Genomic DNA, 26,536 nt, shown 5'->3' on the forward strand with positions numbered 1-26,536 from the left:
GAGGATTGCATTGAGTTCTGAAGGTTCCATCGTCGGCGGCCGTTACCGCCTGGACCAGCCCATCGGGCGTGGCCGGGCGGGCATCGTGTGGCTGGCGTTCGACACCCGCCTGCTGCGCACGGTCGCGATGAAGCGCATGTACCTGCCCGTCGGCCTGCCGCCGGACCGGGCGGAGCAGGCCAAGGCCGTCGTCGTCCAAGAGGGCAAGGACGCGGCCAAGTTCGAGCACGCCACCGCCATCAAGGTGTACGACGTGCTGCCCGACGGGCCGGACGTGTGGCTGGTGATGGAGTACATCCCGTCGCGCGGGATGGCGACCTTCCTGGCCGAGCACGGCAGGCTGACCGCGGAACAGGCCGCCGCGCTGGGCATCATGCTCGGCCGCGCGCTGGCCGCGATGCACGAGGCCGGGGTGGTGCACCGGACCGTCGAGCCGGGCACGGTCCTGCTGGCCGACGACGGCGGCGTGAAGCTCACCGACATCGGCATCACCGGTGGCGGCGCGACCCCGGCGTACCGGGCGCCCGAAGTGGCACGCGGCGAACCGGCGACGTCGGCGTCCGACGTGTTCTCGCTGGGCGCGACGCTGTACACGGCCGTCGAAGGCGTGCCGCCGTTCGGCGAGGACGGCGAGTCGTCGGAACGGCCGCCGCAGACCGCCGGTCCGCTGGCCGGTGCGCTGCGCAAGATGCTGCGGGCCGAGCCGGACGTGCGGCCGACGATGGCCGACACCGTCCGCTCGCTGGGCGCGATCACCGAGGGGCGGCAGACGGCGTTCATCCCGCCGACCGCGCCCGCCATGCCGACGATGCCCGCCTCGATGCCGGTACCGATGCCGATGCAGCAGGCGCCGCAGCAGCCGGTTCCGCAGTTCCCCCAGCACCAGCCGCCGCAGTATCAGCCGCCGCAGCAGTACGCGCCGCCACAACAACAGCAGCAGTACGCACCCGCTCCTGCCGCGGCGAAAGCACCTGACACCCGGAAGTGGCTGATCACGGCGGGTGCCGTGGTGGCGGCGATCCTCATCGGTGTGCTGTTCGCGGAACTGTTCCTGATCTGAACAGCCAGGCACAGCCTGTCCGTTGAGGGTGGTGGCGGGGCGGGGTCCGGGCTAAAGCCGCTCGCGAATCAGCGTCGCGAGTTCGACGGGACGGCTGAGATACGGGCTGTGGCTCGCCCGCCAGGTCACCGTCGTTTCGCAGCGTGCGGCGAAGTGGGCGACCATTTCCGGTGCGAGCGCCCGGTCTTCGGTGCAGGTGATGTAGGTGTTCGGGGTGTCCTTCCAGGCCGCCCCGATCGGCGATTCGGTGAAGATCGAGACGGGCTCCGGGCGCAGCAGGGCCGTGGCCCGCTCGACGACGGCGTCCGAGCAGTCGGCGTACATGACCTCGCGGACGGTGGTGAGGTCGAGATGCGTCAGGCCCGCGTCGTCGAAGATCAAGGGCAGCGGCTCGGGTTCGCGGCCGGTTTCCTCCTTGACCCGGTCGATCCAGTACTGAGCGGTCTCACCGGGTTCGCTGACGATCGCGGCCAGGAGGATCAGGTACGAGACCCCCTGGAGCCCGCTGGCGATCACTCCACCGTAGGAGTGCCCGAGAACCACCGGCGGTTCGGCCGCTTGGTCGACGATCTCCTGGACGATCCGGGTGGACTCGGCGACCGGGCGCGCGCCGATGTCGGGGACGGTGACCTCGACGCCCTCCCGGCGCAGCCGTTCGGCGACGTCGTCGAAATGGGCGGGCTGGTGCCAAGAGCCGTGCAGGAGGATCAGGGGACGCACGGAAGTCCTTTCGCCGGCGGGATTCGTGGCTTCCCTGCCAGGTTGTCGACCGCCGGCTCGCGTGTACAAGCTCAGCCGGTTTTCGTGCCCTCCTGATCAGTCCCGGTTGCCTGTCCGGTCAGGCCGCTTTCGCCGCTTCACGGATCGCGCCGAGGAACCGTCGCACCGCGGGGTGTTCCCTGGCGTGCGCGGCCACGGCGGCGTGGATCGAACGCACCGGATCGGGACGGCGGACCTTGCGGATGGCGACGCCGGGGTGCGGGGCGCCGAGGCCGAGTTCCGGGATCAGCGCGACCCCGAGCCCGGCGGCCACGAACCCTTGCGCCGTCTGATAATCCTCGGATTCGACGACGTGGTTCGGGGCGAATCCGGCCGCGCCGCAGGCGGCGAGCAGGATGTCGCGGCAGGCGCCGGGCAGACCGTCGACGCCGACCCACGGATCCTCCGCGAGTTCGCCGAGATCGAGGACGCGTTTGCGGGCGAGCCGGTGGTTCTTCGGCAGGATCGCGCGGTACGGGTCGTCGAGAAGATGCACGTACTCGACACCCTTGACCCGGGGCATGGCGGTCGGGAGGACGATCATCGCGACGTCGGCCTTGCCCGACTCGATCTCGGGCATCGAATCGTCGGGCTCGACCAGTTTCAGGTCGAGGCGGACACCGGGGAAGTCCCGGCGCAGCGCGGCGACGGCCAAGGGCACCAGTGACGCACCGGCCGTGGCGAAGTAGCGGATCGCGAGCCTGCCGGTGCGGCCTTCCTTGAGTTCGGTGAGCGCGGCCTCGGCCTTGGCGAGCTGGGTACTCAGCGTTTCCGCGTGTTCGGACAGCAGCGAACCGGCGGGTGTCGGCCGCACGCCGCGTCCGACGCGCTCGAGCAGCTCGACACCTGCTTCCCTTTCCAGCGTGGACAATTGCTGGCTGATCGCGGAAGGTGTGTAGCCGAGGTTCCTAGCGGCGGCGGTGATCGAACCACTGCTGATCACGGCTCGGAGGACCTGCATGCGGCGGACGTCCAGCATGGTCCGATCTTACAGTTCTTCTTAAGACTCCCTGCAGTTATTTTCGCTTGTCCTTACGCGTCGGCGCGGCGAAGCTGAGCCGGTACTTAAGGAGGACTGGGTGGGCGAGACGAAGACCCTGCTGCGGATCGGCGCGCTGGCGCTCATGTGGGGATCGAGTTTCTTCTGGATCAAACTGGGGCTGGGCGCGTTCTCGCCGGTGCAGCTGGTGCTGGCGCGGGTGGCGCTCGGCGCGGCGGTGCTGATCGGACTCTGCTATCTCGGCCGGGACCGGCTGCCGTCGGGACGGCGGATCTGGGGACACCTCACCGTCGCGGCGTTCTTCCACAACGCGCTGCCGTTCCTGCTGTTCGCGTGGGGTGAGCTGACCGTCGACTCCGGCATCACCGGGGTGCTGAACTCGACGACGCCGCTCTGGGTGCTGCTGGCCGCGCCGATGCTGGGCGCGCGGACGAAGATGACCGCGGTCCGGGTCGCCGGGCTGATCGCCGGGCTCACCGGGATCCTGCTGATCTTCGCGCCGTGGGAGGCCTCGGGGCTGCTCAGCTGGGGTGCGCTGGCGTGCCTCGCGGCGGCCGCGAGTTACGGGTTCGCGTTCGTCTACGAGGGCAAGTACCTGACCGGCACCGGCGACTCGCCGATGTCGCTGGCGGGTGGGCAAATGCTGGTCGCGACCGGGTTCCTGCTGCTGGCGATGCCGATGGGCGGCTTCGAACCAGTGCACCTGAGCACCGGCGCCGTCGTCGCGGTCGTGGTACTGGGGATCGGGTCGACCGGGATCGCGTTCGCGCTGAACTACCAGCTCCTCGCGAGTGAGGGCGCCGTCGCGGCGTCGATCGTCGGGTACCTGCTGCCGGTGGTTTCGGTGCTGCTGGGGGCGGTGTTCCTGGCCGAGCCGCTGAACTTCCGGGTGATCGCGGGGATGGTCGTCGTGCTGGGCGGTGTCGCGCTGACCCGGCTGCGCCCGAGGGAGCGGGGGACCTTTGCTACCGCCCCGGTGGTGGAGCGGCCCCTCGCGACCGCCGGGGAGGCGCCATGACCTGCGTTTAGCGGGCTAATCGCGCTCCGCCCGCCCAGGGCCGACGGGACGACTTTCGCGGGCTAAGTGCGACGCGGCGGGGCCTGGGGGCTCACCGGATCGCACTTAGCCCGCGAAAGTCGCCGCGGTCACCGGATCGCGATTAGCCCGCGAAAGTCGCCGCGCGTCAGAGGGCGGAGACGACGAGCAGGGCGGCCATGACCAGCTCGACCCAGAAGTAGAGCCAGCTCGGATAGAACCGCTCGGGCCGCTCCGCGAACCGGGCGACCAGCCGCCCGAACGCCATCCCGACAAGCGCGACGGCCACGGCGATCGCGGCACCCCGCTGGATCCCGCCGACGTCGAAGGCCGCGAAACCGAGCAGCCCGGCGATCGCCACGCCGAAACCGCCGTAGACCGCGCGCACCTCGGTCCGCGCGGTCGCGGAGTCCAGCGTGATCCCGAACGGCCGGATCAGCCGCCCCGGCGCGACGAGCCCGAGCAGCCCCATCCCCAGGAAGAACACGGCCACCAGGCCGATGAACACAGGCGCCATCTAGACGAGACGCCGGTCGGAAGCCCAGCGCGAAAGCTCGTACCGATTCGAAAGCTGCGTCTTCCGCAGAACGCTCGACACGTGCGTCTCGACGGTCTTCACCGAGATGAACAGCTCGGACGCGATCTCCTTGTACGCGTACCCGCGCGCGAGCAGCCGCAGCACGTCGCGCTCCCGCGGGGTCAGCAGGTCGAGGTCCGGGTCGCTGATCGGCGCGGAACCCGGCCGGTCGGCGAACGCGTCGAGCACGAAACCGGCCAGCCGCGGCGAGAACACCGCGTCTCCGTCGGAGACCCGCACGACAGCGCGCACGAGTTCCTTCGACGAGATCGTCTTCGTGACGTACCCACGCGCCCCGGCACGGATCACGGCGATCACGTCCTCCGCGGCGTCGGAGACCGACAGCGCGAGGAACACGACGTCCGGCAGTTCCGGGCGGATCCGGCGCAGCACCTCGGCGCCGCCGCCGTCCGGCATATGCACGTCGAGCAGCACGACCTGCGGTTTGGTCCGCGCGATCCCCGCGACCGCCTCGGCGACCGAGCCCGCCTCACCGACCACTCGCACGTCGTCGGTGATCGAGTCCAGTTCGGTGCGCACGCCTGCCCGGAAGAGCGCGTGGTCGTCGACGAGGAAGACCTTGACCGGCTCCCGCGTCTGCTGGTTCTCCGTCACGATGCTCCCTCGCTCGCCCTGTCCCGTGAGCATAGCGACCTCACGCCGCACCCTTCCCCGCCTTGACCGGCATCTCCAGCTGAACCTCGGTTCCTTCACCCGGTGCGGTACGCAGTTTGCACTTGCCCCCGTGCCGTTCCATCCTCCCCCGGATGGAATCGGCGAGACCGTGCCGATCGCCCGGCACGACGTCGGGGTCGAAACCCTTGCCCCGGTCGCGCACGAAAACCGTCACCGACGTCGGCTCGACCTCGGCGTACACGCTGACTTCTTCGACGCCCGCGTGCTTGGCGGCGTTGACGATCGCCTCGCGGGCCGCTTGGACCAGCGCGGTCAGCGGCTCGTTCAGCGTGGCCTCCCCCACGACGACCTGCTGTACCGAAATCGCGAACGCGTCCTCGACCTCGCCGCACGCGGCCGCGAGTACCTCGGACAACTGCCCGCTGATCGCTTCCTCTTCGGTCTTCTGGCTCTTCCCGTACCCCGTCGGCCCGTACAGCCAGCCGCGCAGTTCGCGTTCCTGACCGCGCGCGAGCCTGGCGACCTCACGCGGCGATTCCGCCTGCTTCTGGATCAGCGCGAGCGTCTGCAGGACCGAGTCGTGCAGATGCGCGGCGATCTCGGCGCGTTCGTCGGTCCGGACGCGGGCGGTGCGCTCGTCGGAGAGGTCGCGGACAAGGCGCAGCCAGAACGGGACGGTCAGCACGGCCACCCCGAACAACGTCGCGATCACCGCGACCAGCGCGAACTTGACCTGGTCGATACTGCCGCTCTGCAAAACCACGACGCCGATACCGGTCATCACCAGCGCGACACCGGCGACGACGCGGATCGCGGCCGACCAGCCCCCGCCGCCGAGGAAGGCCCCGGCGACACTGCCCTTCGCGCCGAGGCGCCAGCGCCTCCGCTGCGACTCGTCGGCCTCACGCCAGACGACCGCCGCACCGATCATGGCCAGCGCCAGCGGGATGGCGACCCAGCCGCTGATCAGGCCGGTCAGCGTGCCGCTGGCGACGGCGAGGCCGACACCCAGCGCCATCAGGCCGAATGCCTGCTGCTTATCCTTCGGCGCGGCTTTCTCCGGCTCGACGTCACCGGTCTGCTGCTGGACGAAGACCCAGAGCAGGCCGTACGCGAGGAGGCCGATGCCGTTCAGCGCGGCCAGCAACGCGAACGCTGTCCGGACCCAAAGCACCTTGACGCCGAGGTGGTCGGCGAGGCCGGCGGCGACACCCGCGATGGCGCGGCCGGATCGGCGCCGGTACATCTTGGGCGGCTCGAACGGCACCGGCGACAGGCTGCCGGGCACGGGCACCGGAGTGCGCTCGATGATCGTCGGCTTCACCTTTTCGGCGAGGTCGTTGAGGGCGGATTCCTGCACGTTCTCCATGGTCACATGGAGTGCGGTACTGATCCATCGGGGAAACCCCTGACTCTTCCCGCTGGAGAAACCTCAGGGACGTTCCCGGATGTGGCGAGGGGTCACCGGGGCGCATTCTTTGTGGCATGAGTGGGAGTGAGACACACACACCGAAGCGCGGCCCGGCCGCCGGCTTCGAACACACCGTCAAGGATTTCTGGCGGAGCAGGCCGGTCCGCCCGGCGCACGGCCGCAAGTTCGCCGGCGTCGCCGCCGGGATCGGTTACCGGTACGGCATCGACCCGACCGTGGTCCGTGTCGCGCTGGTCGCGGCGACCGTGTTCGGCGGTTTCGGCGTCTTCGTCTATCTGCTGGGCTGGCTGTTCCTGCCGCAGGAGGGCGACAGGGTTTCCGCGTTCGAGGGCCTGATCGGCCGGGGCAGGGCGTCGAGTTCGCCCGCGTTCGCGGTGCTGCTGCTGATCCTGCTGTTCCCCGGTCTCACCTGGACCTTGAGCGGCGGCTGGATGACCGACGGCACCGGGCTGATCGGTTTCGCGCTGATGGCGGTCGCGCTGTACCTGCTGCACCGCAACCGCGGTCAGTTCAACCGGCCGGTGATGCCCGCTCCGGCCTATCCGACCGCCGCGTTCTCGATGGCATCCGCGGCGGCCCCGGCCTCGACGGCGACCGAAGGCGGCTGGGACCCGCTCGCGGCCGACCCGTCCGCCTGGGATCTGCCGAACGCTTCGCCGTCCGGCGGCCTTCCGCCGCAGACCCCTCCGCCGCCTCCCGCGCCGCCGGCGCCTCGCGGCCGAAAGTCGAGGATCGGCGCCGCGACCTTCGGGATCGCCGTGCTGGTCGCCGGGATCGGCACCGTGCTGAGCCTGGACGGCGAGGCGTGGTTCACCGTGCAGCACGTCGTCGGGCTCACCCTGGGTGTGGTCGGCATCGGGCTGGTCGCCGGTTCTTTCGTCCGGGGCGGTCGTGGGCTGATCGGGCTGGCGGTGCCGCTGGCGATCGTCGGGATGGCGCTGACGACGGTCCCGTTCGAGAACTTCTCCGCGAAGGGCGGCTTCGGTGACATCAAGGCGACACCGAGCGCGGCGTCCGATGTGCTGCCGGAGTACCACCGCTCTGCGGGGAACATCGACCTCGACCTGACCAAGCTGCCCGCGGGGACGCCGGTGACCACGAAGGTCTCCAACGGGGCGGGCAACTCGACGGTGCTCGTGCCGGCTGGTGCCGAAGTGAAGGTCACCTGCGAGACCGGAGCGGGCGACGTCGACTGCCTCGGCCAGTCCCGCTCGGGGGTCGGCGTGGACGACGTCGACTTCACCTCGGCGGGCACCAGCGGCCAGAAAATCGTCCTGCAGGTCAAGAACGGTGTCGGAAACGTGGAGGTGCGTCGTGGCTGAGTACGACTACGACAACTACGACAGCACGCAGTCGGCTCAGCCCGCGAAGCGCGGGGTGGACATCTTCACCCTGATCGTCGGGATCGCGACGCTGCTGGTGTCCGGGTACGTCCTCTCGGACGGGTCCTCGTGGCTCCCGCAGTTCGACTTCCGGTGGGTCATGGCGGGCGGGGCGATCTTCGTCGGCGTCCTGCTTCTCGCCGCTTCGGTGCGCAAGAGCCGCCGCTAGCGGCGCCGCTCACGATCCACTCCACTCCGAAGGCCCCGGCCCCTCGCCGGGGCCTTCGCCTTGCGCGAGCGCGGCGACTTTAGCCCCCTAATCGTGATCCGCTGCCGACGGGCACCGGATCGCGATTAGGGGGCTAAAGTCGCCGCCGGGTCGCTCAGGTGCCTTGGGTCGCCGGATCGCGATTAGGGGGCTAAACGCAAGTCGGGGGCGGCGCGGGTCACTCCCACTCGATGGTGCCCGGCGGCTTGGACGTGACGTCCAGGACCACTCGGTTCACCTCGGCGACCTCGTTGGTGATGCGGGTCGAGATCCGCTCAAGCACCTCGTAGGGCAGCCGCGTCCAGTCCGCGGTCATCGCGTCCTCGGACGACACCGGCCGCAGCACGATCGGGTGCCCGTAGGTCCGCCCGTCGCCCTGGACGCCAACGCTGCGGACGTCGGCCAGCAGCACCACCGGGCACTGCCAGATCTCGCCGTCCAGCCCGGCCGCGGTGAGCTCCTCACGCGCGATGGCGTCGGCCGCGCGCAACGTCTCGAGCCGCTCGGCGTCGACGGCGCCGATGATCCGGATACCGAGTCCCGGCCCGGGGAACGGCTGCCGCTGCACGATCGTCTCCGGCAGCCCGAGCTCCAGCCCGACGCGCCGTACCTCGTCCTTGAACAGCAGGCGCAGCGGCTCGACCAGCTCGAACTGCAAGTCGTCGGGCAGCCCGCCGACGTTGTGGTGGCTCTTGATGTTCGCCGCGCCCTCACCGCCGCCGGACTCGACGACGTCCGGGTACAGCGTGCCCTGGACCAGGAACTTGTAGTCGCCCTCGGCCTTCAGGTCGCGCTCGGCCTGCTCGAACACGCGGATGAACTCGCGGCCGATGATCTTGCGCTTCTCCTCGGGGTCGGTGACCCCGGCCAGCGCGTCGAGGAATCGCTCACGCGCGTCGACGGTCACCAGGTTGACCCCGGTCGCGGCGACGAAATCGCGTTCGACCTGGGTGCGCTCACCGGAGCGCAGCAGACCGTGGTCGACGAACACGCAGGTCAGCCGCTCGCCGATGGCGCGCTGGACCAGCGCGGCCGCCACCGCCGAGTCGACACCGCCGGAAAGCCCGCAGATCGCCCGGCCGTCGCCGACCTGCTCGGCGATGCGTTTGACCTGGTCGTCGACGATGGACGACGTCGTCCACTGCGGCCGGATGCCCGCGATGTCGTGCAGGAAGCGGCGAAGCACCTCTTGGCCGTGCGGCGAGTGGTGCACCTCGGGGTGGTACTGGACGCCGGCGAAGCGGCGCTCGACGTCTTCGAACCCGGCGACGGCGGCGCCGTCGCTCGACGCGGTCACGGTCGCACCCTCAGGGGCCTTGGTGACGCTGTCGTTGTGGCTCATCCAGGCGGGCTGGCTGCTGGGGAGGCCGGCGTGCAGGACGCCGCCTTCACCGGTGACGCGGACCTCGGTGCGGCCGAACTCGCGGATCCCGGTCGGCTCGACCGTGCCGCCGAGGGCCTGCGCGAGCACCTGGTGGCCGTAGCAGATACCGAGGATCGGCACGCCCGCGTCGACCAGCCCGGGAGCGAGCGCGGGGGCGTTCTCCGCGTACACGCTGGAAGGACCACCGGAAAGGATGATCGCGGCGGGGTCCTTGGCGAGGATGTCCTCGGCGGTGGCGGTGTGCGGGACGACCTCGGAGTAGACCTGAGCCTCGCGCACACGGCGCGCGATCAGCTGCGCGTACTGCGCCCCGAAGTCCACGACGAGTACCGGACCGGTGGGACTGGGCACCTGAAACCTCCAGATCAGAGCAGTACGCTTCCCCACCATCGTCCCAGGTGGGCCGGGTCACCTCGCCGCCAACCCCCTCACGATTCAGGACAGCGGCTGACCGCTAGGGGGCCTACCGTCCGGGGACATGAGCATCGACTGGAGCAAGGAACTCTCCGAGCAGCTCGACTGGCATTGGAACCAGCACTTCCGGCCCCGGCTGGACACCCTCACCGACGACGAATACTTCTGGGAACCCGTCGAGAACTGCTGGTCGGTCCGTCCTCAGGAGGACGGCGGCCTGATGATCGACTGGGCGTACCCGGAGCCCTCGCCGCCGCCCGTGACGACGATCGCCTGGCGGCTCACCCACATCATCGTCGGCGTCTTCGCGATGCGGAACGCGTCGCATTTCAGCGCCGAACCCGTCGACTACCAGACCTTCCTCTACGCGGCCTCCGCCGCCGAAGCGCTCAAGCAGATCGACGACGCGTACGCGCGCTGGCGCGACGGCGTCCGCGCCCTCACCGCCGAAGACCTCGAACGCCCCTGCGGCGAGGCCGAGGGCCCGTATGCCGAGTACCCGTTCTCGGCGCTCGTCCTGCACATCAACCGGGAGGCCATCCACCACGGCGCCGAGGTCCTCCTCCTGCGCGACCTCTACGCGCGTCGCCTTTAGCGGGCTAAACGCGTCGCGTTTAGCCCGCTAAAGGCGACGCGCTCATACTGAGGCGAGCCCAGGAAAGGACCCGCCTTGCGAGCGACAGTCATCTACGGCGCCGGCGACGTACGCGTCGAGACCGTCCCGGACCCGAAGCTGAGCGCACCCACCGACGCCCTTCTCCGCGTCGTGCGCTCGTGCATCTGCGGCAGCGACCTCTGGCCGTACGGCAGCATGCCCGCGCGCGACCGCGGTGTCCGGATCGGTCACGAGTTCCTCGGCGTCATCGAGGCCGTCGGCTCCGACGTCACCACGCTCAAGGCCGGCGACCTCGTCGTGGCCCCGTTCGTGTACTCCGACAACACGTGCCAGTTCTGCCGCGAAGGCCTCCACACCTCCTGTCTGCACGGAGGCTTCTGGGGCGCGAAGGGCGTCGACGCCGGCCAGGGCGAGGCCGTCCGCGTCCCGCAGGCCGACGGCACGCTGGTGAAACTGCCGCACACCGAGGACGACGACTTGCTCGCGTCGCTCCTCACCCTCTCCGACGTTTTCCCGACCGGGCATCACGCCGCGACCAAAGCAGGCGTCACCGAGCGCACGACGGTCACTGTCATCGGTGACGGCGCCGTCGGCCTCTCCGCGGTCCTCGCGGCGAAGCGTCTCGGCGCCGAGCGCATCATCCTGATGGGCCGTCACCAAGCCCGCACGGATCTCGGCCGCGAGTTCGGCGCGACGGACGTCGTGTCCGAGCGCGGCGACGAAGGTATCGAGAAGGTCCGAGAGCTGACGAACGGCGAAGGTACTCACACCGTTCTCGAGTGCGTCGGCACGAAGCCCGCCTTCGAGATGGGCGTCGGCGCGGTCCGCCCCGGCGGCACGATCAGCCGCGTCGGCGTGCCGCAGTACGACGAGGGCCCGATCGGGCCGCCGCTGTTCCGCCGCAACATCACCGTCACCGGCGGCGTCGCCCCAGCGCGGCACTACATCCCCGAGCTGCTCGACGACGTCGTCGAGGGCCGGTACCAGCCGGGCAAGGTGTTCGACCGGACCATCGGCCTCGAAGAGGTCCCGGACGGCTACCGCGCGATGGCGGACCGCGAAGCGCTCAAGGTGCTCGTCAAGCCCTGACTGGAATACCTTGTCACCCATGGACATGATCACCCCGGAGCCTCGTCCCGCCTGGATCGCCGGCCGCGCCGAACAGGGCGCTTCGACGCTCACCGTGCACCACCCGTTCGACGGAAGCGAAGTCGCCACCGTCGCGGTGCCCGGACCGGAGCAGGTCGAACGAGCGGTGAGTGCGGCGGCGGCCGTCGCGAAGGAGTTCCGGCGTTCCTCGGCGCACAGTCGCGCCGCGGCGCTCGACCACGTTTCGCGGGTCCTCGCCGGCCGGGCGGAGGAGATCGCCGAGGTCATCACCGCCGAAAACGGCAAGCCGCTCAAATGGGCCGACGCCGAGGTGCGGCGCGCGGTGTCGGTGTTCCGGATCGCGGCCGAAGAGGCCCGCCGGTTCAGCGGTGACCTACAGCGGTTGGACACCGACCCGGCCGGTGAAGGCAGGCTGGCGCTGACCCGCCGCATCCCGCGCGGCCCGGTGCTGGGGATCGCGCCGTTCAACTTCCCGCTGAACCTGGTGGCACACAAGGTCGCGCCATCACTCGCGGTCGGCGCGCCGATCATCGTCAAACCCGCGCCGCGCACGCCTCTCTCCGCGCTGATCCTCGGCGAGATCCTGGCCGAGACGGATCTGCCGGAGGGCGCGTTCTCGGTGCTGCCGCTCGGCAACGAGGAGACTTCGGCGCTGGTCGCGGACCCCCGCCTGCCGGTCGTGTCGTTCACCGGTTCGGGGCCGGTCGGCTGGTCGCTGGCGGATGCCGCGCCACGCAAGCACATCGTGCTCGAACTCGGCGGCAACGCGGCCGCCGTCGTGCTCCGGGACTGGCCGGATCCCGAAGGCGCCGCACACCGCATCGCGACGTTCGGCAACTACCAGGCGGGACAGTCCTGCATCGCGGTGCAGCGGGTGATCGTCGAGCGCGAGGTCGCCGAGGAATTCGTGCCCGCGTTGGTGGAAGCGGTGCGGTCGCAGCAAACCGGCGATCCCTACGACAAGAACACCGACGTGGGACCGGTCGTCGACGAGGCCGCCGCGGAACGGATCGTCGCGTGGATCGACGAGGCCGTCGCCGCGGGCGCGAAGATCCTCACCGGCGGCAAGCGGGACGGCGCGACGGTGGAGCCGACCGTCCTCTCCGACGTCCCACCGTCCACAAAGGCCTGGGCGGAGGAGATCTTCGGGCCGGTGCTCGCCGTGTCCATTGTGGATGGTGTTGACGAGGCTTTCACTTCGGTCAACGAATCCGCCTACGGTTTGCAGGCCGGAGTTTTCACGCGCGACGTGCATCTCGCCTTCTACGCGTCGACCGAACTCGAGGTCGGCGGCGTGATCATCGGCGACGTCCCGTCCTACCGCGCGGACCAGATGCCGTACGGCGGCGTCAAGGGATCGGGCGTCGGACGCGAAGGTGTGCTCGCCGCGATGCACGACCTCACCGAGGAACGGGTCACCGTCTTCACCGGCATCGACCTCTAGGCGGGAGTGACGGCCTGCGCGAACCCGAACACCTTCTCCGGATCGTACGTCTTCGCCACCTGCTTGAGGCGGGCGGCGTTGTCGCCGTAGTAGGCCGTCATCCAGTCAGGCAGGGCCGGGTCGATGTAGTTGACGTAACCCCCGCTCAGCCCGAGCCCCGTCACCACCTCCGCGACGGAATCCGTTGCCACGGAACGGTTACGTGCATCCGCCTGACTGTAGATCTGCACGCTGCCGATCGCCTTCCGGTGCCAGAACGCGGTGGCGTCCGGGGCGATGTCGGCGACGGCGCCGCCGAGACCGTCGACCAGGAGGTCCATTCCCCGCCTGCCGTTGAGGATCGACGTCAGCTTCGCGGGATCCACCGCCTCACCAAGGATCCGTGAAGAGGCCACAAAGGACTGTCGGCTTTCGCTGCCGGAGAAGTACTTCATGGCACCGAGGTAGTCGAGTTGCTTCACCGTCCTCGTACCCTTGACCTTGCCGGTCAGCTTGTCCATTTCCCTGCCCAGCGAGGCGGAATCGCCGACATAGCAGCCGGAAACCCGGGCACCGACCGGAGATCCTCCCGACAGTACGACGTTCGCCCACAACTCCGGCGGAGCTTCGGGCAGCCATCGCTACCATTCGGCGATGACCTCGTTCGCGCTGCCCGCCGGGAAATGCAGGGAGAACACCGAAACGACCGAGGGCGACGGGTCGGTGCGGAAGGTGAACGAGGTGACGACACCGAAGTTCCCGCCGCCTCCCCCGCGCAACGCCCAGAACAACTCAGGCTCGGAATCCGCCGAAGCCGTCCGGAGTTTCCCGTCCGCCGTGACGACTTGCGCCGACACCAGGTGATCACAGGTGAGTCCATACTTTCGAGCGAGGACACCGATTCCGCCGCCGAGTGTCAGCCCGGCGATCCCGACACTGGGGCAAGTACCCGCGGGCAGACAACGGCCCGCACCACCGAGGGTGGCGTAGACATCCTTGAGTTTCGCGCCCGCGCCGATCACGACCTGTTCGCCCCGAATGTCCACTGAGGACATTCCACCGAGGTCGATCATCAGGCCGCCGTCCGGAACGGAATAGCCGGCGTAGCTGTGACCGCCGCTCCGAGCGGCGATCGGCACGCGTCGCGCGGCCGCTTCGACCGCCGCCTGCACGTCTTCCGGCTTGGCACATTTCGCGATCGCGGCGGGTTTGAGGCCGTCGAAGGCCGGATTGAACACACGTTTGGCGTTGTCGTAGCCGGGATCACCCGGCAAGAGCAGTGAGACCTTCTCGCGCAAAGCGGCCCAGTCCGGCGGCCCGGACGGCGGCGTGACATTGGTGCTCGGCGGCAGCGAAGTGCCGGGTGCCGAACTGGGCGCCTGCGCCGGAGGCGCGGCAGAGCACGCCGTCGCAGCGGCACCCGCCGCAGCCGCACCGGCGAGCTTGAGGAAGTTCCTTCGCCCCAACTTCATACTTGTGAAGACGCCTGTGCCGCGATCGGGTTGCCGCGATCACCCGGCCGGGTCAGAGCCAATGCGGCAGCGGCGGCACTTCGCCGTCCAAAGTGGACCCGTCGGCTCGGCCGGTGATCCAGGCCAGGACGTCACCGGGCGCGCCGGTCACCTTGGCAGGCTCGCCGGTGCCCATCCGCCATTCGTGCCGTGTCCCGTCGCCGTCGACGGCGACCAGGAGCACCGCGGGCAGTCCGGCGCCGTACGAGGCGATCGCGCTGCTCACCACGACCTCGAACTCCTGGCCGAGCAGCCCGGAGACACGGTCGAAGTCGTACCCGGAGTCCAGGTCGACGAGGTGGATCGAGAGTTCGGCCAGCCGCTTGCGCAGCACCCCTTCGCCGGTGACCGGCCTGCCCTGCCGATCACGCACCTCACCGGCCCACGCCTCGTCCGGCAGGGACGCGGCCAGGTCCGTGAACCGCTCGCCGGAGTCCACGACGTCGGCGACGATCGCCGCGGCGGAGCGGTCGGCTCCGGCCTCGATGCCCTCGTCGCGAGCCGTGTCCGTGGCGTACATCGGGGTCTCGACGCCGGTCTTCGCCCAGGTCAACAGGTTGCCGAGGCCGTCGGCGTTGCGCGCGACGTGCGAGAGCAGATGCGCCCGCGTCCAGCCGGGCAACGCGCTGGGGGCGTGCACGGCGTCCTCGCCGAGACCACGGGCCACGCGCGCCCATTCTTCGTGCAGGGCGCGGACTCGATCGAGCAGGGCGTGGGCGCGTTCGGAGGCGGTCACGCCCTTGAATCTAGCCAGTCAGGCGAAGCCTGTCAGTTGAGGGTGGTGGCGGGGCGGGGTCCGGGTTACCGCCGAAGGGCAGCCGGTGCGTCCGCCGGAACGGACGGGTTCTTGGGCGCGATCGGTTCGAGCCGCGCGTACGGCAGGTCCTGCGACGGCCTGCTGTCCGTTTCGCCCTTGTTGGGCCACAGGGAGAACGCCCGCTCGGCCTGCGCGGTGATGGTCAGCGAGGGGTTCACGCCGAGGTTGGCCGTGATCGCCGATCCATCCACAATGGACAGTCCAGGGTAGTTGAAGACCCGGTGGTACGGGTCGATCACGCCGTTGTCGGCCGCCGTGCCGATCGGCGCGCCGCCGATGAAGTGCGCGGTGAGCGGGATGTCGAAGATCTCGCCCCAGGTTCCGCCCGCCATCCCGCCGATGCGTTCGGCGGTGCGGAGGTTGGCCTCGTGCCCGGCGGGGATGAAACTGGGGTTCGGCTCGCCGTGTCCCTGCTTCGAGGTGTACTTGCGGCGGCCGAAGAGGCCGCGCTTGGTGTAGGTGGTGATGGAGTTGTCCAGGCTCTGCATGACCAGCAGGATCACCGTGCGCTCGCTCCAGCGGTAGCCGTTGAGCAGGCGGACCGTCTGGACGGGGTGCTTGACCATGAAGTTGACGGCCTGGCGCCAGCGCGGGACCGCCGAGTCGCCTTCGGTGGCGATGGTCTGGAGCAGGCTCATCGCGTTGCTGCCCTTGCCGTAGCGGACGGGCTCGATGTGCGTGTTGTCGTCGGGGTGGATCGACGAGGTGATCGCGACGCCGCGGCTGAAGTTGCGCTCCTCGTCGACCGAGGTGCGGGCGGCGCCGATGATGGCCTCGGAGTTGGTGCGGGTCAGTTCGCCGAGGCGCGGCGAGAGCTTCGGCAGCTTGGCGGTGTCACGCATGCCGTGGAGCAGGTTCTGCGTGCCCCAGGTTCCCGCGGCGAGCACCACCTGCGCGGCGGTGAGCTTGTGGCGGAACTTGCGCGAGGTCGTCCCGGTCTTCTTGATGCTCACCTCGTACCCACCCGCGTTTAGCGGGCTAATCGCGCTCACGGTGGTGAGCGGGATGACCTGCGCGCCGTCCTTCTCCGCGAGGTAGAGGTAGTTCTTGACCAGCGTGTTCTTGGCGCCGACGCGGCAGCCGGTCATACAGGCGCCGCATTCGGTGCAGCCGGTGCGCGCCGGGCCCGCGCCACCGAAGTACGGGTCCTCGGCGCGCTCGCCCGGCTTGCCGAAATACACGCCGACGGGCGTCGGGTGGTACGACTCGGGGACGCCCATGTCCTCGGCGACGCCCTTCATCACGACGTCCGACGGCGTGACGCTGGGGTTGGTGACGACGCCCAGCATGCGGCTGGCCTGGTCGTAGTGCGGGCCGAGCTCGGACTCCCAGTCGGTGATGTGGGACCACTGCGGGTCGACGTAGAACGGCTTCAGCGGGCGGTACAGCGTGTTCGCGTAGACCAGCGAGCCGCCGCCGACGCCCGCGCCGGCGAGCACCATGACGTCCTTGAGCATGTGGATACGCTGGATGCCGAAGCAGCCGACCTGGGGCGCCCAGACGTAGCGGCGAAGGTCCCAGGACGTCTTCGCGAACTCGTCGTCGGCGAAGCGGCGGCCCGCCTCGATGACGGCGACGCGGTAGCCCTTTTCGGTCAGGCGAAGCGCGGCGACACTGCCGCCGAACCCGGAGCCGACGACGATCACGTCGTAGTCGAAGTCGTCTTCAGTGGTGGTGTTACTGGCAGTCACACCCTCGACTGTAACCCCGGCCACCCCTCCTGACCAGAGGTAAGTTACTGGCCAGTTACCTTCCACCCGTCTGCGCGGGTCTGCATGAGGTTTCTCCTGTGCGGCGCGGGAGTGCGGCCGGGAACGACCGCACTCCTCGCGGGGAAGGTCAGGCCTGCGTGTACTCGGCCGCGACGTCGACGATCCAGGTGACGCCGAAGCGGTCGGCGAGCATCCCGAAGGCGGGCGCCCACTGCGCGGGACCGAACGCCTCGATCACGATGGCGCCCTTGGCGAGGCCCTCCCACACGGGGGTGACCTCGTCGACGCTCGCGCCGCGGACGGAGAGGAAGAACGGCTCCTTGGTGGTCGTGGTGCCGTTTTCGCGACGCGTGCTGGGCACGCCCGGGATCGCGGGCGTGTGCTCGCCGGGCACGTCGTAGGCCATGACCTGGAAGCCACTGTCGGCCACGACCTGGCCGAACATGACGTGGGTGGCGCCGGGAAGTTCGGCGGGCATCCCGAAGTCGGCGTAGGTGACAACGGTGAGCTGCCCGCCGAAGACCGACTGGTAGAACTCCAGGGCTTCGCGGGCCTGGCCGTGGAAGTTCAGGTGGGCGACAGCGTTGAGCGACATGGCGTTCCGGTCCTTCACGAGTGGTTCTGGTGCCGGAGGCTTCCGGCACCAGAACCACGTTGTCAGCAGTACCGGTCAGGGAACGTCCGCTACTTGTGCGATGGTGAAAACATGCCGATCGCCCCTTCGACGACGACCTCCAGCCGGCTGCTGTCACTGCTGTCGATGCTGCAGGCCCGCCGCGACTGGCCGGGCGGTCTGCTCGCCGAGCGGCTGGGCGTCAGCGAGCGGACAGTGCGCCGCGACGTCGACAGGCTGCGGGAGCTGGGATATCCGGTCCAGGCGGTCAAGGGCCCCGACGGCGGCTACCGGCTCGAAGCGGGCAGTCAGATGCCACCCCTGCTGTTCGACGAGGAGCAGGCGGTCGCGCTGGCCGTGGCACTGCGGATCGCCGTCGGGACGGGCGCGGGTATCGAGGAGGCGGCCGCACGGGCACTGGCCACCGTGCGGCAAGTGCTGCCGTCGCGGCTGCGGCACCGCGTCGACGCCCTCGAGATCAGCGCGGCAGGGCACGGCGTCGATCCACAGGTCGACACCGGGATCCTGCTCACGCTGAGCGCCGCGGTCCGCGCCGGGGAGGAGCTGCGGTTCGACTACCGCTCGCCGGGCCGCCCTGAGGACGCCGAACCGCGCCGGGTGCAACCCCACCACCTCGTGGTGCGGGCCGGGCGCTGGTACGTCGTCGGCTGGGACCCCGACCGCGAAGACTGGCGGACTTACCGTGCCGACCGGATGACGCCGCGCGTCCCGACCGGACCGCGGTTCGTTCCCCGCGAAGTGCCGGGTGGCGACGTAGCCGCCTTCCTGTCCGTCCGGTTCAAGGGCTCCGAGAGCACGAACGCCTGGCCCTGCCGCGGCGAGGTGATCCTCGACCTGCCCCCGGCGGACGTGGCGCCGTTCGCCGGTGACGGTGTCGTCGAGGAACTCGGCGCCGCCCGGACCAGGCTGACGACGGGGTCCTGGTCCTGGGCCGCTCTCGCGGCGGCGCTGGCCCGCTTCGATACCGAGATCGAGGTGGTCGGTCCGCCGGAGTTACGCGCGGCGTTCGCCGAGCTGTCCCGTCGGGCCGGCCGCGCCGCGGGACCGGCTCGCCTTTAGCGGGCTAAACGCGATCTGCGGCATGCTCGTACTCGTGATCGACGATTTCGCGAAGGAATACCTGCACAGTGACCTGCGAGAGATCCGCGATGCGATGCTTCGGAAGCTCGATGGGCTGTCCGAGTACGACATCCGTCGTCCCCTGACCTCGACCGGCACCAACCTTCTCGGTCTGATCAAACACCTGTCGGTGTGGGAGTCCCGGTACTTCGGCGAGGTCTTCGATCGACCGTTCCCCGAGCCCGTTCCCCGCTGGGACGACCCCGAACAGCGCGGTACCGACATGTGGGCGACCGAGCACGAAACGCGCGACGAGATCACAGGCCGCTACCGACGCGTCTGTGCACACTCCGACGCGACGATCGCCGCGCTCGCCATCGACTCGCCCGGCCACGTGCCCTGGTGGCCCCGTCCTGACGTGATGCTGTTCAACGTTCTGGTCCACGTCCTCACGGAGACCTGCCGTCACGCCGGGCACGCCGACATCCTGCGCGAACAGCTGGACGGCGAGGTCGAGATGGACGCGGAAGCCATGGCCCGGCGGGGGCAGGACGCGACCTTCTGGAAAAGCCGGCGAGCGGAAATCGAACGGGCGGCCAAGGCAACCGACCCAGCTCTCTCTTCGTGCCCAGCGGATCGCGTTTAGCCCGCTAAACGCGATCCGCTGGGCACGAAGAGAGGGCTGGAGGACCACCGCGGTCATCCAGCCCTCTCAGGTCACGTCACACTGCCGGGATCAGGTCGACCAGGGCTGCGTCTTGACGAAGACGTCGGGGGCGCGCAGGTCGAGGGCACCATGGTAGTAGGACCCTCGGCTACAGAACGAAGCCGTGCTGACGTTCGATCCGTCGGCCGGCGAGGTCGCGCTGAGTACCTCCGACTCGTTCTTGACCACGGCGACGACCTCGCCCCTCAGCAGGTTCTTCCCCTCGGCGTGGAAGCACTGCGTGTTGTCGTTCCGCCACAGGATGACCGTCCGGCTATAACCCGAAGCCTGGACGACCGCGGTGTAACCGGCGGCCTGGGCCGCCGGCGCGGACACCACCACCAGTCCCGTTATCGCCACTGCCCCCAGCAGCAAGACACGAAGCTTATGCAGCATTGATGATCCCTCCAGTAACAATCACCAAGGCCAAATGGCCTAACCGAAGGCACCTTATCGGCCGAAGATCATTCCTGTCTCGGATATGGACGACTCCGGCCCCGGATCGCGTTTAGCGGGCTAAACGCGATCCTGGGGTGGGGAGCGAGCATCAGCGGCGGACGGTCAGCCCGACGCGCTGGAACTCCTTCAGGTCCGAGTAGCCCGTCTTCGCCATCGCGCGGCGAAGCGCACCGAAGAGGTTCACGACGCCCTCGGCGTCCGAGGACGGCCCGAAGAGCAGCGTCTTGAGGTCGACGGCGTAGTCCGGCCCCAGCGCCACGCGCGAACGCGGCAGCGACGGGTGCGCGGCCGCCGACGTCCAGTAGAGCCCCTGCCCCGGCGCCTCGGAGGCGGCGGCCAGCGGCGCGCCCAGCATGACCGCGTCGGCACCGCAGGCGATGGCCTTGGCGATGTCGCCGGACACGCTCATCCCGCCGTCGGCGAGCACGTGCACGTACCGGCCGCCGGTCTCGTCGAGGTAGTCGCGGCGCGCGGCCGCGGCGTCGACGATCGCGGTCGCCATCGGCGTTCCGATCCCGAGCACGCTGTCGGTGCTCGTCACACCGCGGCTCGCGCCGTGGCCGACGATGACGCCGGCCGCGCCGGTGCGCATCAGGTGCATCGCGGTGCGGTAGTCGCTGACCCCGCCGGCGATCACCGGGACGTCGAGGCGCCCGATGAAGTCCTTGAGGTCCAGCGGCTCCGCGTCCCGCTGGACGTGCTCGGCCGAGATGATCGTGCCCTGCACGACCAGGATCTCGACGCCCGCCTTCAGCAGATCCGGCGTGAGTTCGGCGGCGTGCTGCGGGCTGACCCGCGCGGCCACCGTGACACCGGACTCGCGGACGGTCTTGATCGCCTCGGTCAACAGGTCCAACCGGATCGGGGCGGAGTGCAGTTCCTGCAGCTCGCGCACGATCGCGGTCGGGTCCTCGGTGTCCTCGGCCGCCCGGACGAGGCGGAAGATCGCGTCCTCGACGTTCGGGTGCCGCGCCCAGAGCCCTTCGGCGTTGAGGACGCCCAGCCCGCCGAGCTCGCCGACGGCCACCGCGGTGCCCGGCGACACGATCGCGTCGGTGGGATGCGTGACCAGCGGCAGCTCGAAGCGATACGCGTCGATCTGCCAGGCGGTGGACACGACCGAAGACGACCTGGTGCGCCGCGACGGCACGATCTCCACGTCATCGAGGTCATACGCCCGCCGCGCGGTGCGGCCCATGCCGATCTCGACCAGATCCCGCACGTCAAGTCCCTTCTCACCGACGACCGTTACACCCCATTGTCGCTAGGCCGCGTGGGTGACCTGCGCACGGGGCACCCGAACCGGCCCCGAAGTCACACCAGCCCCACCTGCCTCACCAGTTTCACGTTTAGCCCGCTAAACGCGCGCCGGTGGGCGGAGTGGGGGTGGGGGTTAGAACGAGACCTTCTCCACGGAGTCGGTCCGGAGGACGGATTCCTGGGAGAACGTCTTCTTGTAGGCGGTCCGGATCTCCTCGATCTCGCGGTTCGCGTCGCGGTCGCTGAACGGGTACACGACGATGATCATCTTCGACTTCTCCCGCGAGATCACCCCGGCCGCACCGCGCCACTGGCCGCGCCCGGTCAGTTCGGTGAACCCGTCCGGGAACCGCGGGGTGACGACCTCGTCGGAGAACGCGGTGAATTCCGCGTCGGTCAGTTCGCCGCCGCCCGGCTTCGTCGTGCCGAAGTACAGCTCGGTGCGCTTCCACAGCTCACCCGGCGACGCTTGAAGCCCGGCGGTCTCTCCGGCCTGAGCAGGCGCGGCGGATGCGGTGGGGACGGCCGAAGCCGCCACCCCGCCGCCGAGCCCGAGGACAGCGGCCGCGAAGACGGCCAGCGCGGTACGCCGCGAGGTGGTCAGCGAGAAAGACATCGGATTCCTCCCAGGAGACTTGATCAGCGGACCAAGTCTCCCGAGAACGGAACCGGATGCGTAAGTGTCCTAAAGGGCGGACTACCGGGTGGTGTAGTTCGGCGCCTCGACGGTCATCGTGATGTCGTGCGGGTGGCTCTCCTTGAGCCCGGCCGCGGTGATCCGCACCAGCTGCGCCTCCTGCAGCTCGGGGATCGTCGACGCGCCCGCGTAGCCCATTCCCGACCGCAGCCCGCCCACCAGCTGGTGGACGACGTTCGCGAGCGGCCCGCGGAACGGGATCCGCCCCTCGATGCCCTCGGGGACCAGCTTGTCCTCGCTCAGCACGTCGTCCTGCGCGTAGCGGTCCTTCGAGTAGGACTTCGCCTGGCCGCGCGACTGCATGGCGCCCAGCGAGCCCATGCCGCGGTAGGTCTTGAACTGCTTGCCGTTGACCAGGATCAGGTCACCCGGAGATTCGGCCGTCCCGGCGAGCAGACTGCCGAGCATCACGGAGGACGCGCCGGACGCGATCGCCTTCGCGATGTCACCCGAGTACTGGATGCCGCCGTCGCCGATCACCGGGATCCCGGCCGGGCGCGCCGCCTGGTCGGCCTCGTAGATCGCGGAGATCTGCGGCACGCCGACCCCGGCGACGATGCGGGTGGTGCAGATGGAGCCCGGGCCGACGCCGACCTTGATCCCGTCCGCACCCGCTTCCACCAGCGCCTGTGCGCCGGCCCGGGTCGCGACGTTGCCGCCGACGATGTCGACGGTGTCGCCCAGTTCCTTCTTCAACAGCGCGACGGTCTCGACGACGGCGCGGGAGTGCCCGTGCGCGGTGTCGACCATCAGCACGTCGACCCCGGCGTCGGCCAGCGCCATCGCGCGCTTGTGCCCGTCCGGGCCGACGCCGACGGCCGCGCCGACGATGAGACGGCCGTCGGTGTCCTTCGTGGCATTGGGGTACTGCTCGGTCTTGACGAAGTCCTTGACCGTGATCAGCCCGCGCAGCTTGCCCGCGCCGTCGACGATCGGCAGCTTCTCGATCTTGTGGCGGCGCAGCAGCCCCAGCGCGGCCTCCGCGGTGACCCCGACCTGCGCGGTGACCAGCGGCAGCTTCGTCATCACCTCGTGCACCGCGCGGGTGAAATCGACCTCGAACCGCATGTCGCGGTTGGTGATGATGCCCACCAGCGTCCCGGCGGCGTCGGTCACCGGCACCCCGGAGATCCGGAACCGGGCGCACAGCGCGTCGACCTCGGCGAGGGTGTCCTCCGGCGAACACGTGACCGGGTCGGTCACCATGCCCGCTTCGGAGCGTTTGACGACCTCGACGGCGGACGCCTGGTCGTCGATCGGCAGGTTGCGCTGCAGCACTCCCATGCCGCCCTGGCGGGCCATCGCGATGGCCATCCGGCCTTCGGTGACCGTGTCCATCGCGGCGGAGACCAGCGGGATGTTCAGGGTGACGTTGCGGGACAGCCGGGTGCGGGTGCTGACCGCACTGGGCACCACGTCGGACTCGGCCGGCAGCAGCAGCACGTCGTCGAAGGTCAGCCCGAGCATGGCGAACTTGCTCGGGACGGGGGCGGTGACGCTGTCGCTGGTCATAGCAGGCGAAGGGCCTTCCTGGCGGTGATGAACGAGTCGCTCTAGCGACGCGAGGGCCTGCCCCTCATGATATCCGGGCCGGGCGGCCGCCCGGCCCGGGTGGGCGCCCGGTAGCGTGCAGGCGTGCCGCAAGATGCGTTGCCCCCAGACCCGTTCGCGGATGACCCGGACGACCCGGCCCGCGCGTTCATCGACGAAGCTGACCGGCTCGACGAGCCGATCAGCGACGAAGAGCGCACCGAGTTGCTGGCCGACCTCTCCGATCTCGCCGTCTACCAGGCGCTTCTCGAACCGCGCGGGGTACGTGGGATCGTGGTCGACTGCGGTGAATGCGACGAACCCCACTACCACGACTGGCATCTGCTCCGCGCCAGTCTCGAGCAACTGCTCGCCGACGGAAGGATGCGGCCGCACGAGCCCGCGTTCGATCCGAACCCCGGTGACTATGTGAGCTGGGACTACTGCCGCGGTTTCGCGGACGGAGTCACGGCGAACGAGAGCGCTTACTGATCGCGTTTAGCCCGCTAAAGGCGAAGGGCCTGGTGAGAGAGATCTCACCAGGCCCTTTCGCTGTTCTTGGGTGTTACGGCGTCTCGACCGCGGCGCCGGGAGCCTGTGCTCCGGCACCCGGCGACGGCTCGTTACGCGAGCCACCGGGGTCGTTGCCCGAAGCGGGCGGGGTCGTCGACGTCGTCGGCGGAGGCGGCTCGCTCGTCGTGGTCGGCGGAGTGGGTGTGGGAGTCGTGGTGCCCGGCAGACTGGTGCCGGGGTTTCCACCTCCGGGCAGCGACGTCGGCGGAGCGGTCGGCTGCGGAGTGAGCTGAGGGGTGGTCGCGACCGGGGTCTGCGACGGCGACTGCTGATCCGGCGGCAGCGGCTGCTGGCCGGGGTTCTGCAGCTGAGCGCTCAGCTGGCGATGCTGCTCGAGCAGCTGATCGCGGTTCTCTTCGTCGGTCACCTGGCTCAGCGCGGCCTGTGCCTCGTCGAGCGCCTTGCGCGCGTCGTCGAGGCGCCCACCGGCGAGCGCGAGGTTGGCCTTCTCCAGATCGAGTTTGGCCGCCGCGGCGGCCTCGACCGACCGGGCATGGTCGGCGTAAAGCACCTTGGTCAGGCCCCAGAGCGTGTCACCAGGCTGCGCGTCCTTCGCGGCGAGACCAGTTCCGGCGAAGGCGATGGCCAGGACGGCCGCGGCGGCGGCCACCGGGACCAGCAGCCGGCGTCTTCCCCCGTGTTTGCGGGCGAGCGCGGCGGTCTTCACGGTGGTGACGGCGGTGTCCACGTCGACGAGTTCCGCGAGCGGTTCACTGTCGATGTCGCGCCGCCAGGCCAGCAGCAGCGCGTTGAGCTCCTGATCGCCGAGGTCGTCGGCCATCTTCGGGTCCGAGCCGCCGAGCGCGTCGAGCAGCGCGTCGTCGGCCTGAACGGCCGACAGATCCGCGGCGAACTCGGCCTCGGAGGACGTCAGCCCTCTTTCGAAGGCCGTCAGTTCACGATCGGTCCCAGGGGAGAACCGATGGTCGCGATCGGTCACTCAGATCACCTCCTCAGCGGCCAGAACCTTACGTAGGCGCGCGAGGGCGCGATGCTGAGCCACCCGGACGGCGCCGGGGGTGGACCCCACGGCCTCCGCCGTCTCTTCGGCGGACAACCCCACGACGACACGCAGGACCACGATCTCACGCTGTTTATCGGGAAGGACGCGCAGCAGCTGCGACATGCGCTCGTTCAGCTCGCCTTGGAGGGCGCGCTGCTCGGGACCGACGCCGCCCTCGATCTCATCGGGGACCTCGGCGACCGGTTCGGAGCGGTTGCGGGCCGCGGCGCGATGCGCGTCGGCCACCTTGTGCTGGGCGATCCCGTAGACGAAGGCCAGGAACGGGCGGCCCTGATCACGGTACGAAGGCAATGCCGTGAGCACCGCGAGACACACCTCCTGAGCAACGTCGTCTGCGGAAGCGAACGAACGCTCCTGCCTGCCAACCCGAGCGCGGCAGTACCGCACTACCAAAGGACGGATGGCCGCCAGCAACCGCTCGACCGCTTGAGGATCACCCTCAACAGCAGCGGCGACCGGCTCATCCAGTCCGTCCCCCACATTGGCCATCGCAGACAACAGTCCCAGTGTTACGTATAGGCGTGCAAAGAGTCCGGCGTGTGACTTCGGAGGCCACTACCGGTGGATAGCTACCGTACCGCCCGGGCCCGCCGCCTTCGCTGACGGCCGCCATCGGCGCGCCGCCCTTCCGGCGAGCGCGCTGAAACCCGGGTCTTCCTGGTTCTCCTCGCTCGTAGTCGAACTTTCAACGAGTGGGAGCGCAGTGGGGTACGACGGTCCACCCGAAGGCGGACACGCTCGGGCAAGCGTGCCCGAGCAGTGAACGGAAAAGCGCGAAGCGTGACGGGGAACACAGGTACGGGCCAGGGGCTTGCCCCCGGCCCGTTGTCACCCGTTGCCGCTATCAGACCAGAAAAATTAAGAAAGCGTTGTCAGGAAACAAGTCCACGGCGGAATCCGTGGGCGACCGCTTGAGCGCGGTCTCGCACGCCGAGCTTGCGGAACAAGCGGCGCGCGTGGGTCTTCACAGTGTCTTCGGACAGGTACAGCTCGCGGCCGATCTGTCCGTTGCTCTTACCCTGGCTCATCCCACGGAGCACCTGAAGCTCGCGCTCGGTGAGCTGAACACCGGGGTCGGACGGCTGGCGCGGCGCCGGCACCGAGGTGCTGGCGAGCGTATGCGCCAGTGCGGCGACCAGCTCGGGACGCGAGGCGTCCCAACGCAGGTAGCCGCGGGCTCCGCCGGCGATGGCGGCGGCGATGCTGCCGGCATCGTCCGGGGCGCCGAACACGATCACGTTCGCTTGGGGGTTCGCTGAGACGAGCCGCCTGGTGGCTTCGACGCCAGTCGGGACAGCGCGCTGGGTTCCGACCAGCACGACGTCGACCGGCTGACGGGAGTACCGGGCCAGCAGCTCGTCACCGTGCGCTACGCAGTCGATGCGACTGACCCCTGGGACCGCGGACATCACTCGAGTGAGCCCTTCGCGGACACTGCGTCGGTCGTCGCAGATCAAGACCGTCGTCACGGGGTTTCCTTCCTGCAGCCGGGTGACATTCCACTTCCCCTATCGGAC

Annotated in this window: 26 protein-coding genes and 1 pseudogene; 10 read left to right on the forward strand and 17 right to left on the reverse strand. The window is 69.5% G+C overall.

The features are described 5' to 3' along the window. Positions 1-10 precede the first annotated feature (10 nt). A complete protein-coding gene (locus tag ACLARN_RS02740) occupies positions 11-1,060 on the forward strand; it encodes a serine/threonine-protein kinase (RefSeq protein WP_409489716.1) in 1,050 nt (349 codons plus the stop codon). Between the two features lie 51 nt (positions 1,061-1,111). Here ACLARN_RS02740 and ACLARN_RS02745 read toward each other — a convergent pair whose 3' ends face one another. Both ACLARN_RS02745 and ACLARN_RS02750 read right to left on the reverse strand, forming a co-directional pair. Continuing rightward, entirely contained in the window at positions 1,112-1,780 is a 669-nt protein-coding gene (locus ACLARN_RS02745; RefSeq protein WP_409489717.1) for an alpha/beta hydrolase, read from the reverse strand. 118 nt (positions 1,781-1,898) lie between these two features. Further along, positions 1,899-2,798, reverse strand: coding sequence for a LysR family transcriptional regulator (locus ACLARN_RS02750; protein WP_409489718.1), 900 nt, complete (start codon positions 2,796-2,798; stop codon positions 1,899-1,901). A 100-nt stretch (positions 2,799-2,898) separates the two neighbouring features. Between ACLARN_RS02750 and ACLARN_RS02755 the strand changes: the two genes are divergently transcribed. After that, the gene (locus tag ACLARN_RS02755) at positions 2,899-3,837 is read left to right on the forward strand and encodes a DMT family transporter (protein WP_409489719.1); all 939 of its coding nucleotides are present in this window, start codon (positions 2,899-2,901) and stop codon (positions 3,835-3,837) included. Positions 3,838-4,003: 166 nt separating this feature from the next. On the opposite strand, the gene ACLARN_RS02760 is transcribed toward ACLARN_RS02755, so the two are convergent. Genes ACLARN_RS02760 through ACLARN_RS02770 form a run of 3 tightly spaced genes read right to left on the reverse strand, consistent with a single transcriptional unit; the run spans position 4,004 to position 6,443 of the window. After that, complete coding sequence (locus tag ACLARN_RS02760; RefSeq protein ID WP_409489720.1) at positions 4,004-4,372, reverse strand: DUF4345 domain-containing protein; 369 nt, start codon at positions 4,370-4,372, stop codon at positions 4,004-4,006. Beyond that, a complete protein-coding gene (locus ACLARN_RS02765) occupies positions 4,373-5,080 on the reverse strand; it encodes a response regulator (RefSeq protein ID WP_125680018.1) in 708 nt (235 codons plus the stop codon). Positions 5,081-5,087: 7 nt separating this feature from the next. Next, positions 5,088-6,443 carry a PspC domain-containing protein gene (locus ACLARN_RS02770; RefSeq protein ID WP_409489721.1) on the reverse strand — a complete coding sequence of 452 codons (1,356 nt, stop codon included), beginning with the start codon at positions 6,441-6,443 and terminating at the stop codon, positions 5,088-5,090. A gap of 110 nt (positions 6,444-6,553) precedes the next feature. Here ACLARN_RS02770 and ACLARN_RS02775 point away from each other — a divergent pair, with 110 nt between their 5' ends. Continuing rightward, positions 6,554-7,822, forward strand: a complete 1,269-nt coding sequence (locus ACLARN_RS02775) for a PspC domain-containing protein (protein ID WP_409489722.1) — start codon at positions 6,554-6,556, stop codon at positions 7,820-7,822. Beyond that, the gene (locus ACLARN_RS02780; RefSeq protein WP_409489723.1) at positions 7,815-8,051 is read left to right on the forward strand and encodes a hypothetical protein; all 237 of its coding nucleotides are present in this window, start codon (positions 7,815-7,817) and stop codon (positions 8,049-8,051) included. Before ACLARN_RS02775 ends, ACLARN_RS02780 begins: the two co-directional genes overlap by 8 nt. A gap of 217 nt (positions 8,052-8,268) precedes the next feature. Here the strand turns inward: ACLARN_RS02780 and guaA are convergent, their stop codons facing one another. Continuing rightward, the gene (gene guaA / locus ACLARN_RS02785; RefSeq protein WP_409489724.1) at positions 8,269-9,825 is read right to left on the reverse strand and encodes a glutamine-hydrolyzing GMP synthase; all 1,557 of its coding nucleotides are present in this window, start codon (positions 9,823-9,825) and stop codon (positions 8,269-8,271) included. Positions 9,826-9,952: 127 nt separating this feature from the next. Here guaA and ACLARN_RS02790 point away from each other — a divergent pair, with 127 nt between their 5' ends. The 3 genes from ACLARN_RS02790 to ACLARN_RS02800 all read left to right on the forward strand — a co-directional run bounded on the left by ACLARN_RS02790 (position 9,953) and on the right by ACLARN_RS02800 (position 13,058). Continuing rightward, on the forward strand, positions 9,953-10,483 hold the full coding sequence (locus ACLARN_RS02790; protein ID WP_409489725.1) for a DinB family protein: 531 nt from the start codon (positions 9,953-9,955) through the stop codon (positions 10,481-10,483). A gap of 75 nt (positions 10,484-10,558) precedes the next feature. After that, entirely contained in the window at positions 10,559-11,593 is a 1,035-nt protein-coding gene (locus ACLARN_RS02795) for a zinc-dependent alcohol dehydrogenase family protein (RefSeq protein ID WP_409489726.1), read from the forward strand. A 19-nt stretch (positions 11,594-11,612) separates the two neighbouring features. Next, positions 11,613-13,058, forward strand: a complete 1,446-nt coding sequence (locus ACLARN_RS02800; RefSeq protein ID WP_409489727.1) for an aldehyde dehydrogenase family protein — start codon at positions 11,613-11,615, stop codon at positions 13,056-13,058. Here the strand turns inward: ACLARN_RS02800 and ACLARN_RS02805 are convergent. The 4 genes and pseudogenes from ACLARN_RS02805 to ACLARN_RS02820 all read right to left on the reverse strand — a co-directional run bounded on the left by ACLARN_RS02805 (position 13,055) and on the right by ACLARN_RS02820 (position 17,672). Next, positions 13,055-14,509, reverse strand: a pseudogene (locus ACLARN_RS02805) (FAD-binding oxidoreductase). The gene ACLARN_RS02800 and the pseudogene ACLARN_RS02805 overlap by 4 nt on opposite strands. Before the next feature lie 52 nt (positions 14,510-14,561). Beyond that, entirely contained in the window at positions 14,562-15,284 is a 723-nt protein-coding gene (locus tag ACLARN_RS02810) for a maleylpyruvate isomerase N-terminal domain-containing protein (protein WP_409489728.1), read from the reverse strand. Between the two features lie 65 nt (positions 15,285-15,349). Beyond that, the gene (locus tag ACLARN_RS02815) at positions 15,350-17,056 is read right to left on the reverse strand and encodes a GMC family oxidoreductase N-terminal domain-containing protein (protein ID WP_409489729.1); all 1,707 of its coding nucleotides are present in this window, start codon (positions 17,054-17,056) and stop codon (positions 15,350-15,352) included. A gap of 148 nt (positions 17,057-17,204) precedes the next feature. Further along, on the reverse strand, positions 17,205-17,672 hold the full coding sequence (locus ACLARN_RS02820) for a VOC family protein (protein ID WP_409489730.1): 468 nt from the start codon (positions 17,670-17,672) through the stop codon (positions 17,205-17,207). Positions 17,673-17,783: 111 nt separating this feature from the next. Here ACLARN_RS02820 and ACLARN_RS02825 point away from each other — a divergent pair, with 111 nt between their 5' ends. Both ACLARN_RS02825 and ACLARN_RS02830 read left to right on the forward strand, forming a co-directional pair. Then, positions 17,784-18,770 carry a helix-turn-helix transcriptional regulator gene (locus ACLARN_RS02825; protein WP_409489731.1) on the forward strand — a complete coding sequence of 329 codons (987 nt, stop codon included), beginning with the start codon at positions 17,784-17,786 and terminating at the stop codon, positions 18,768-18,770. Between the two features lie 22 nt (positions 18,771-18,792). Further along, complete coding sequence (locus tag ACLARN_RS02830; protein WP_409489732.1) at positions 18,793-19,416, forward strand: DinB family protein; 624 nt, start codon at positions 18,793-18,795, stop codon at positions 19,414-19,416. Between the two features lie 90 nt (positions 19,417-19,506). Here the strand turns inward: ACLARN_RS02830 and ACLARN_RS02835 are convergent, their stop codons facing one another. The 4 genes from ACLARN_RS02835 to guaB all read right to left on the reverse strand — a co-directional run bounded on the left by ACLARN_RS02835 (position 19,507) and on the right by guaB (position 23,404). Next, positions 19,507-19,851, reverse strand: coding sequence for a hypothetical protein (locus tag ACLARN_RS02835; protein WP_409489733.1), 345 nt, complete (start codon positions 19,849-19,851; stop codon positions 19,507-19,509). 172 nt (positions 19,852-20,023) lie between these two features. After that, positions 20,024-21,157 carry a GuaB3 family IMP dehydrogenase-related protein gene (locus ACLARN_RS02840; RefSeq protein ID WP_076163063.1) on the reverse strand — a complete coding sequence of 378 codons (1,134 nt, stop codon included), beginning with the start codon at positions 21,155-21,157 and terminating at the stop codon, positions 20,024-20,026. A 171-nt stretch (positions 21,158-21,328) separates the two neighbouring features. Next, positions 21,329-21,811 carry a DUF3574 domain-containing protein gene (locus ACLARN_RS02845; RefSeq protein ID WP_409489734.1) on the reverse strand — a complete coding sequence of 161 codons (483 nt, stop codon included), beginning with the start codon at positions 21,809-21,811 and terminating at the stop codon, positions 21,329-21,331. Positions 21,812-21,892: 81 nt separating this feature from the next. Further along, positions 21,893-23,404: an IMP dehydrogenase gene (gene guaB, locus ACLARN_RS02850; RefSeq protein ID WP_409489735.1), complete on the reverse strand. Its 1,512-nt coding sequence runs from the start codon at positions 23,402-23,404 to the stop codon at positions 21,893-21,895. A gap of 123 nt (positions 23,405-23,527) precedes the next feature. Between guaB and ACLARN_RS02855 the strand changes: the two genes are divergently transcribed. After that, entirely contained in the window at positions 23,528-23,914 is a 387-nt protein-coding gene (locus tag ACLARN_RS02855; RefSeq protein ID WP_076163060.1) for a DUF5319 domain-containing protein, read from the forward strand. Positions 23,915-23,987: 73 nt separating this feature from the next. Here ACLARN_RS02855 and ACLARN_RS02860 read toward each other — a convergent pair whose 3' ends face one another. The 3 genes from ACLARN_RS02860 to ACLARN_RS02870 all read right to left on the reverse strand — a co-directional run bounded on the left by ACLARN_RS02860 (position 23,988) and on the right by ACLARN_RS02870 (position 26,488). Continuing rightward, positions 23,988-24,935 carry an anti-sigma-D factor RsdA gene (locus ACLARN_RS02860; RefSeq protein WP_409489736.1) on the reverse strand — a complete coding sequence of 316 codons (948 nt, stop codon included), beginning with the start codon at positions 24,933-24,935 and terminating at the stop codon, positions 23,988-23,990. Continuing rightward, entirely contained in the window at positions 24,936-25,508 is a 573-nt protein-coding gene (locus tag ACLARN_RS02865; protein ID WP_409489737.1) for a sigma-70 family RNA polymerase sigma factor, read from the reverse strand. Positions 25,509-25,891: 383 nt separating this feature from the next. Continuing rightward, the gene (locus tag ACLARN_RS02870) at positions 25,892-26,488 is read right to left on the reverse strand and encodes a response regulator transcription factor (RefSeq protein ID WP_003073605.1); all 597 of its coding nucleotides are present in this window, start codon (positions 26,486-26,488) and stop codon (positions 25,892-25,894) included. Positions 26,489-26,536: the final 48 nt, after the last annotated feature.

The sequence above is a fragment of the Amycolatopsis sp. cmx-11-12 genome (genome assembly GCF_046269425.1).
GTDB lineage: Bacteria > Actinomycetota > Actinomycetes > Mycobacteriales > Pseudonocardiaceae > Amycolatopsis.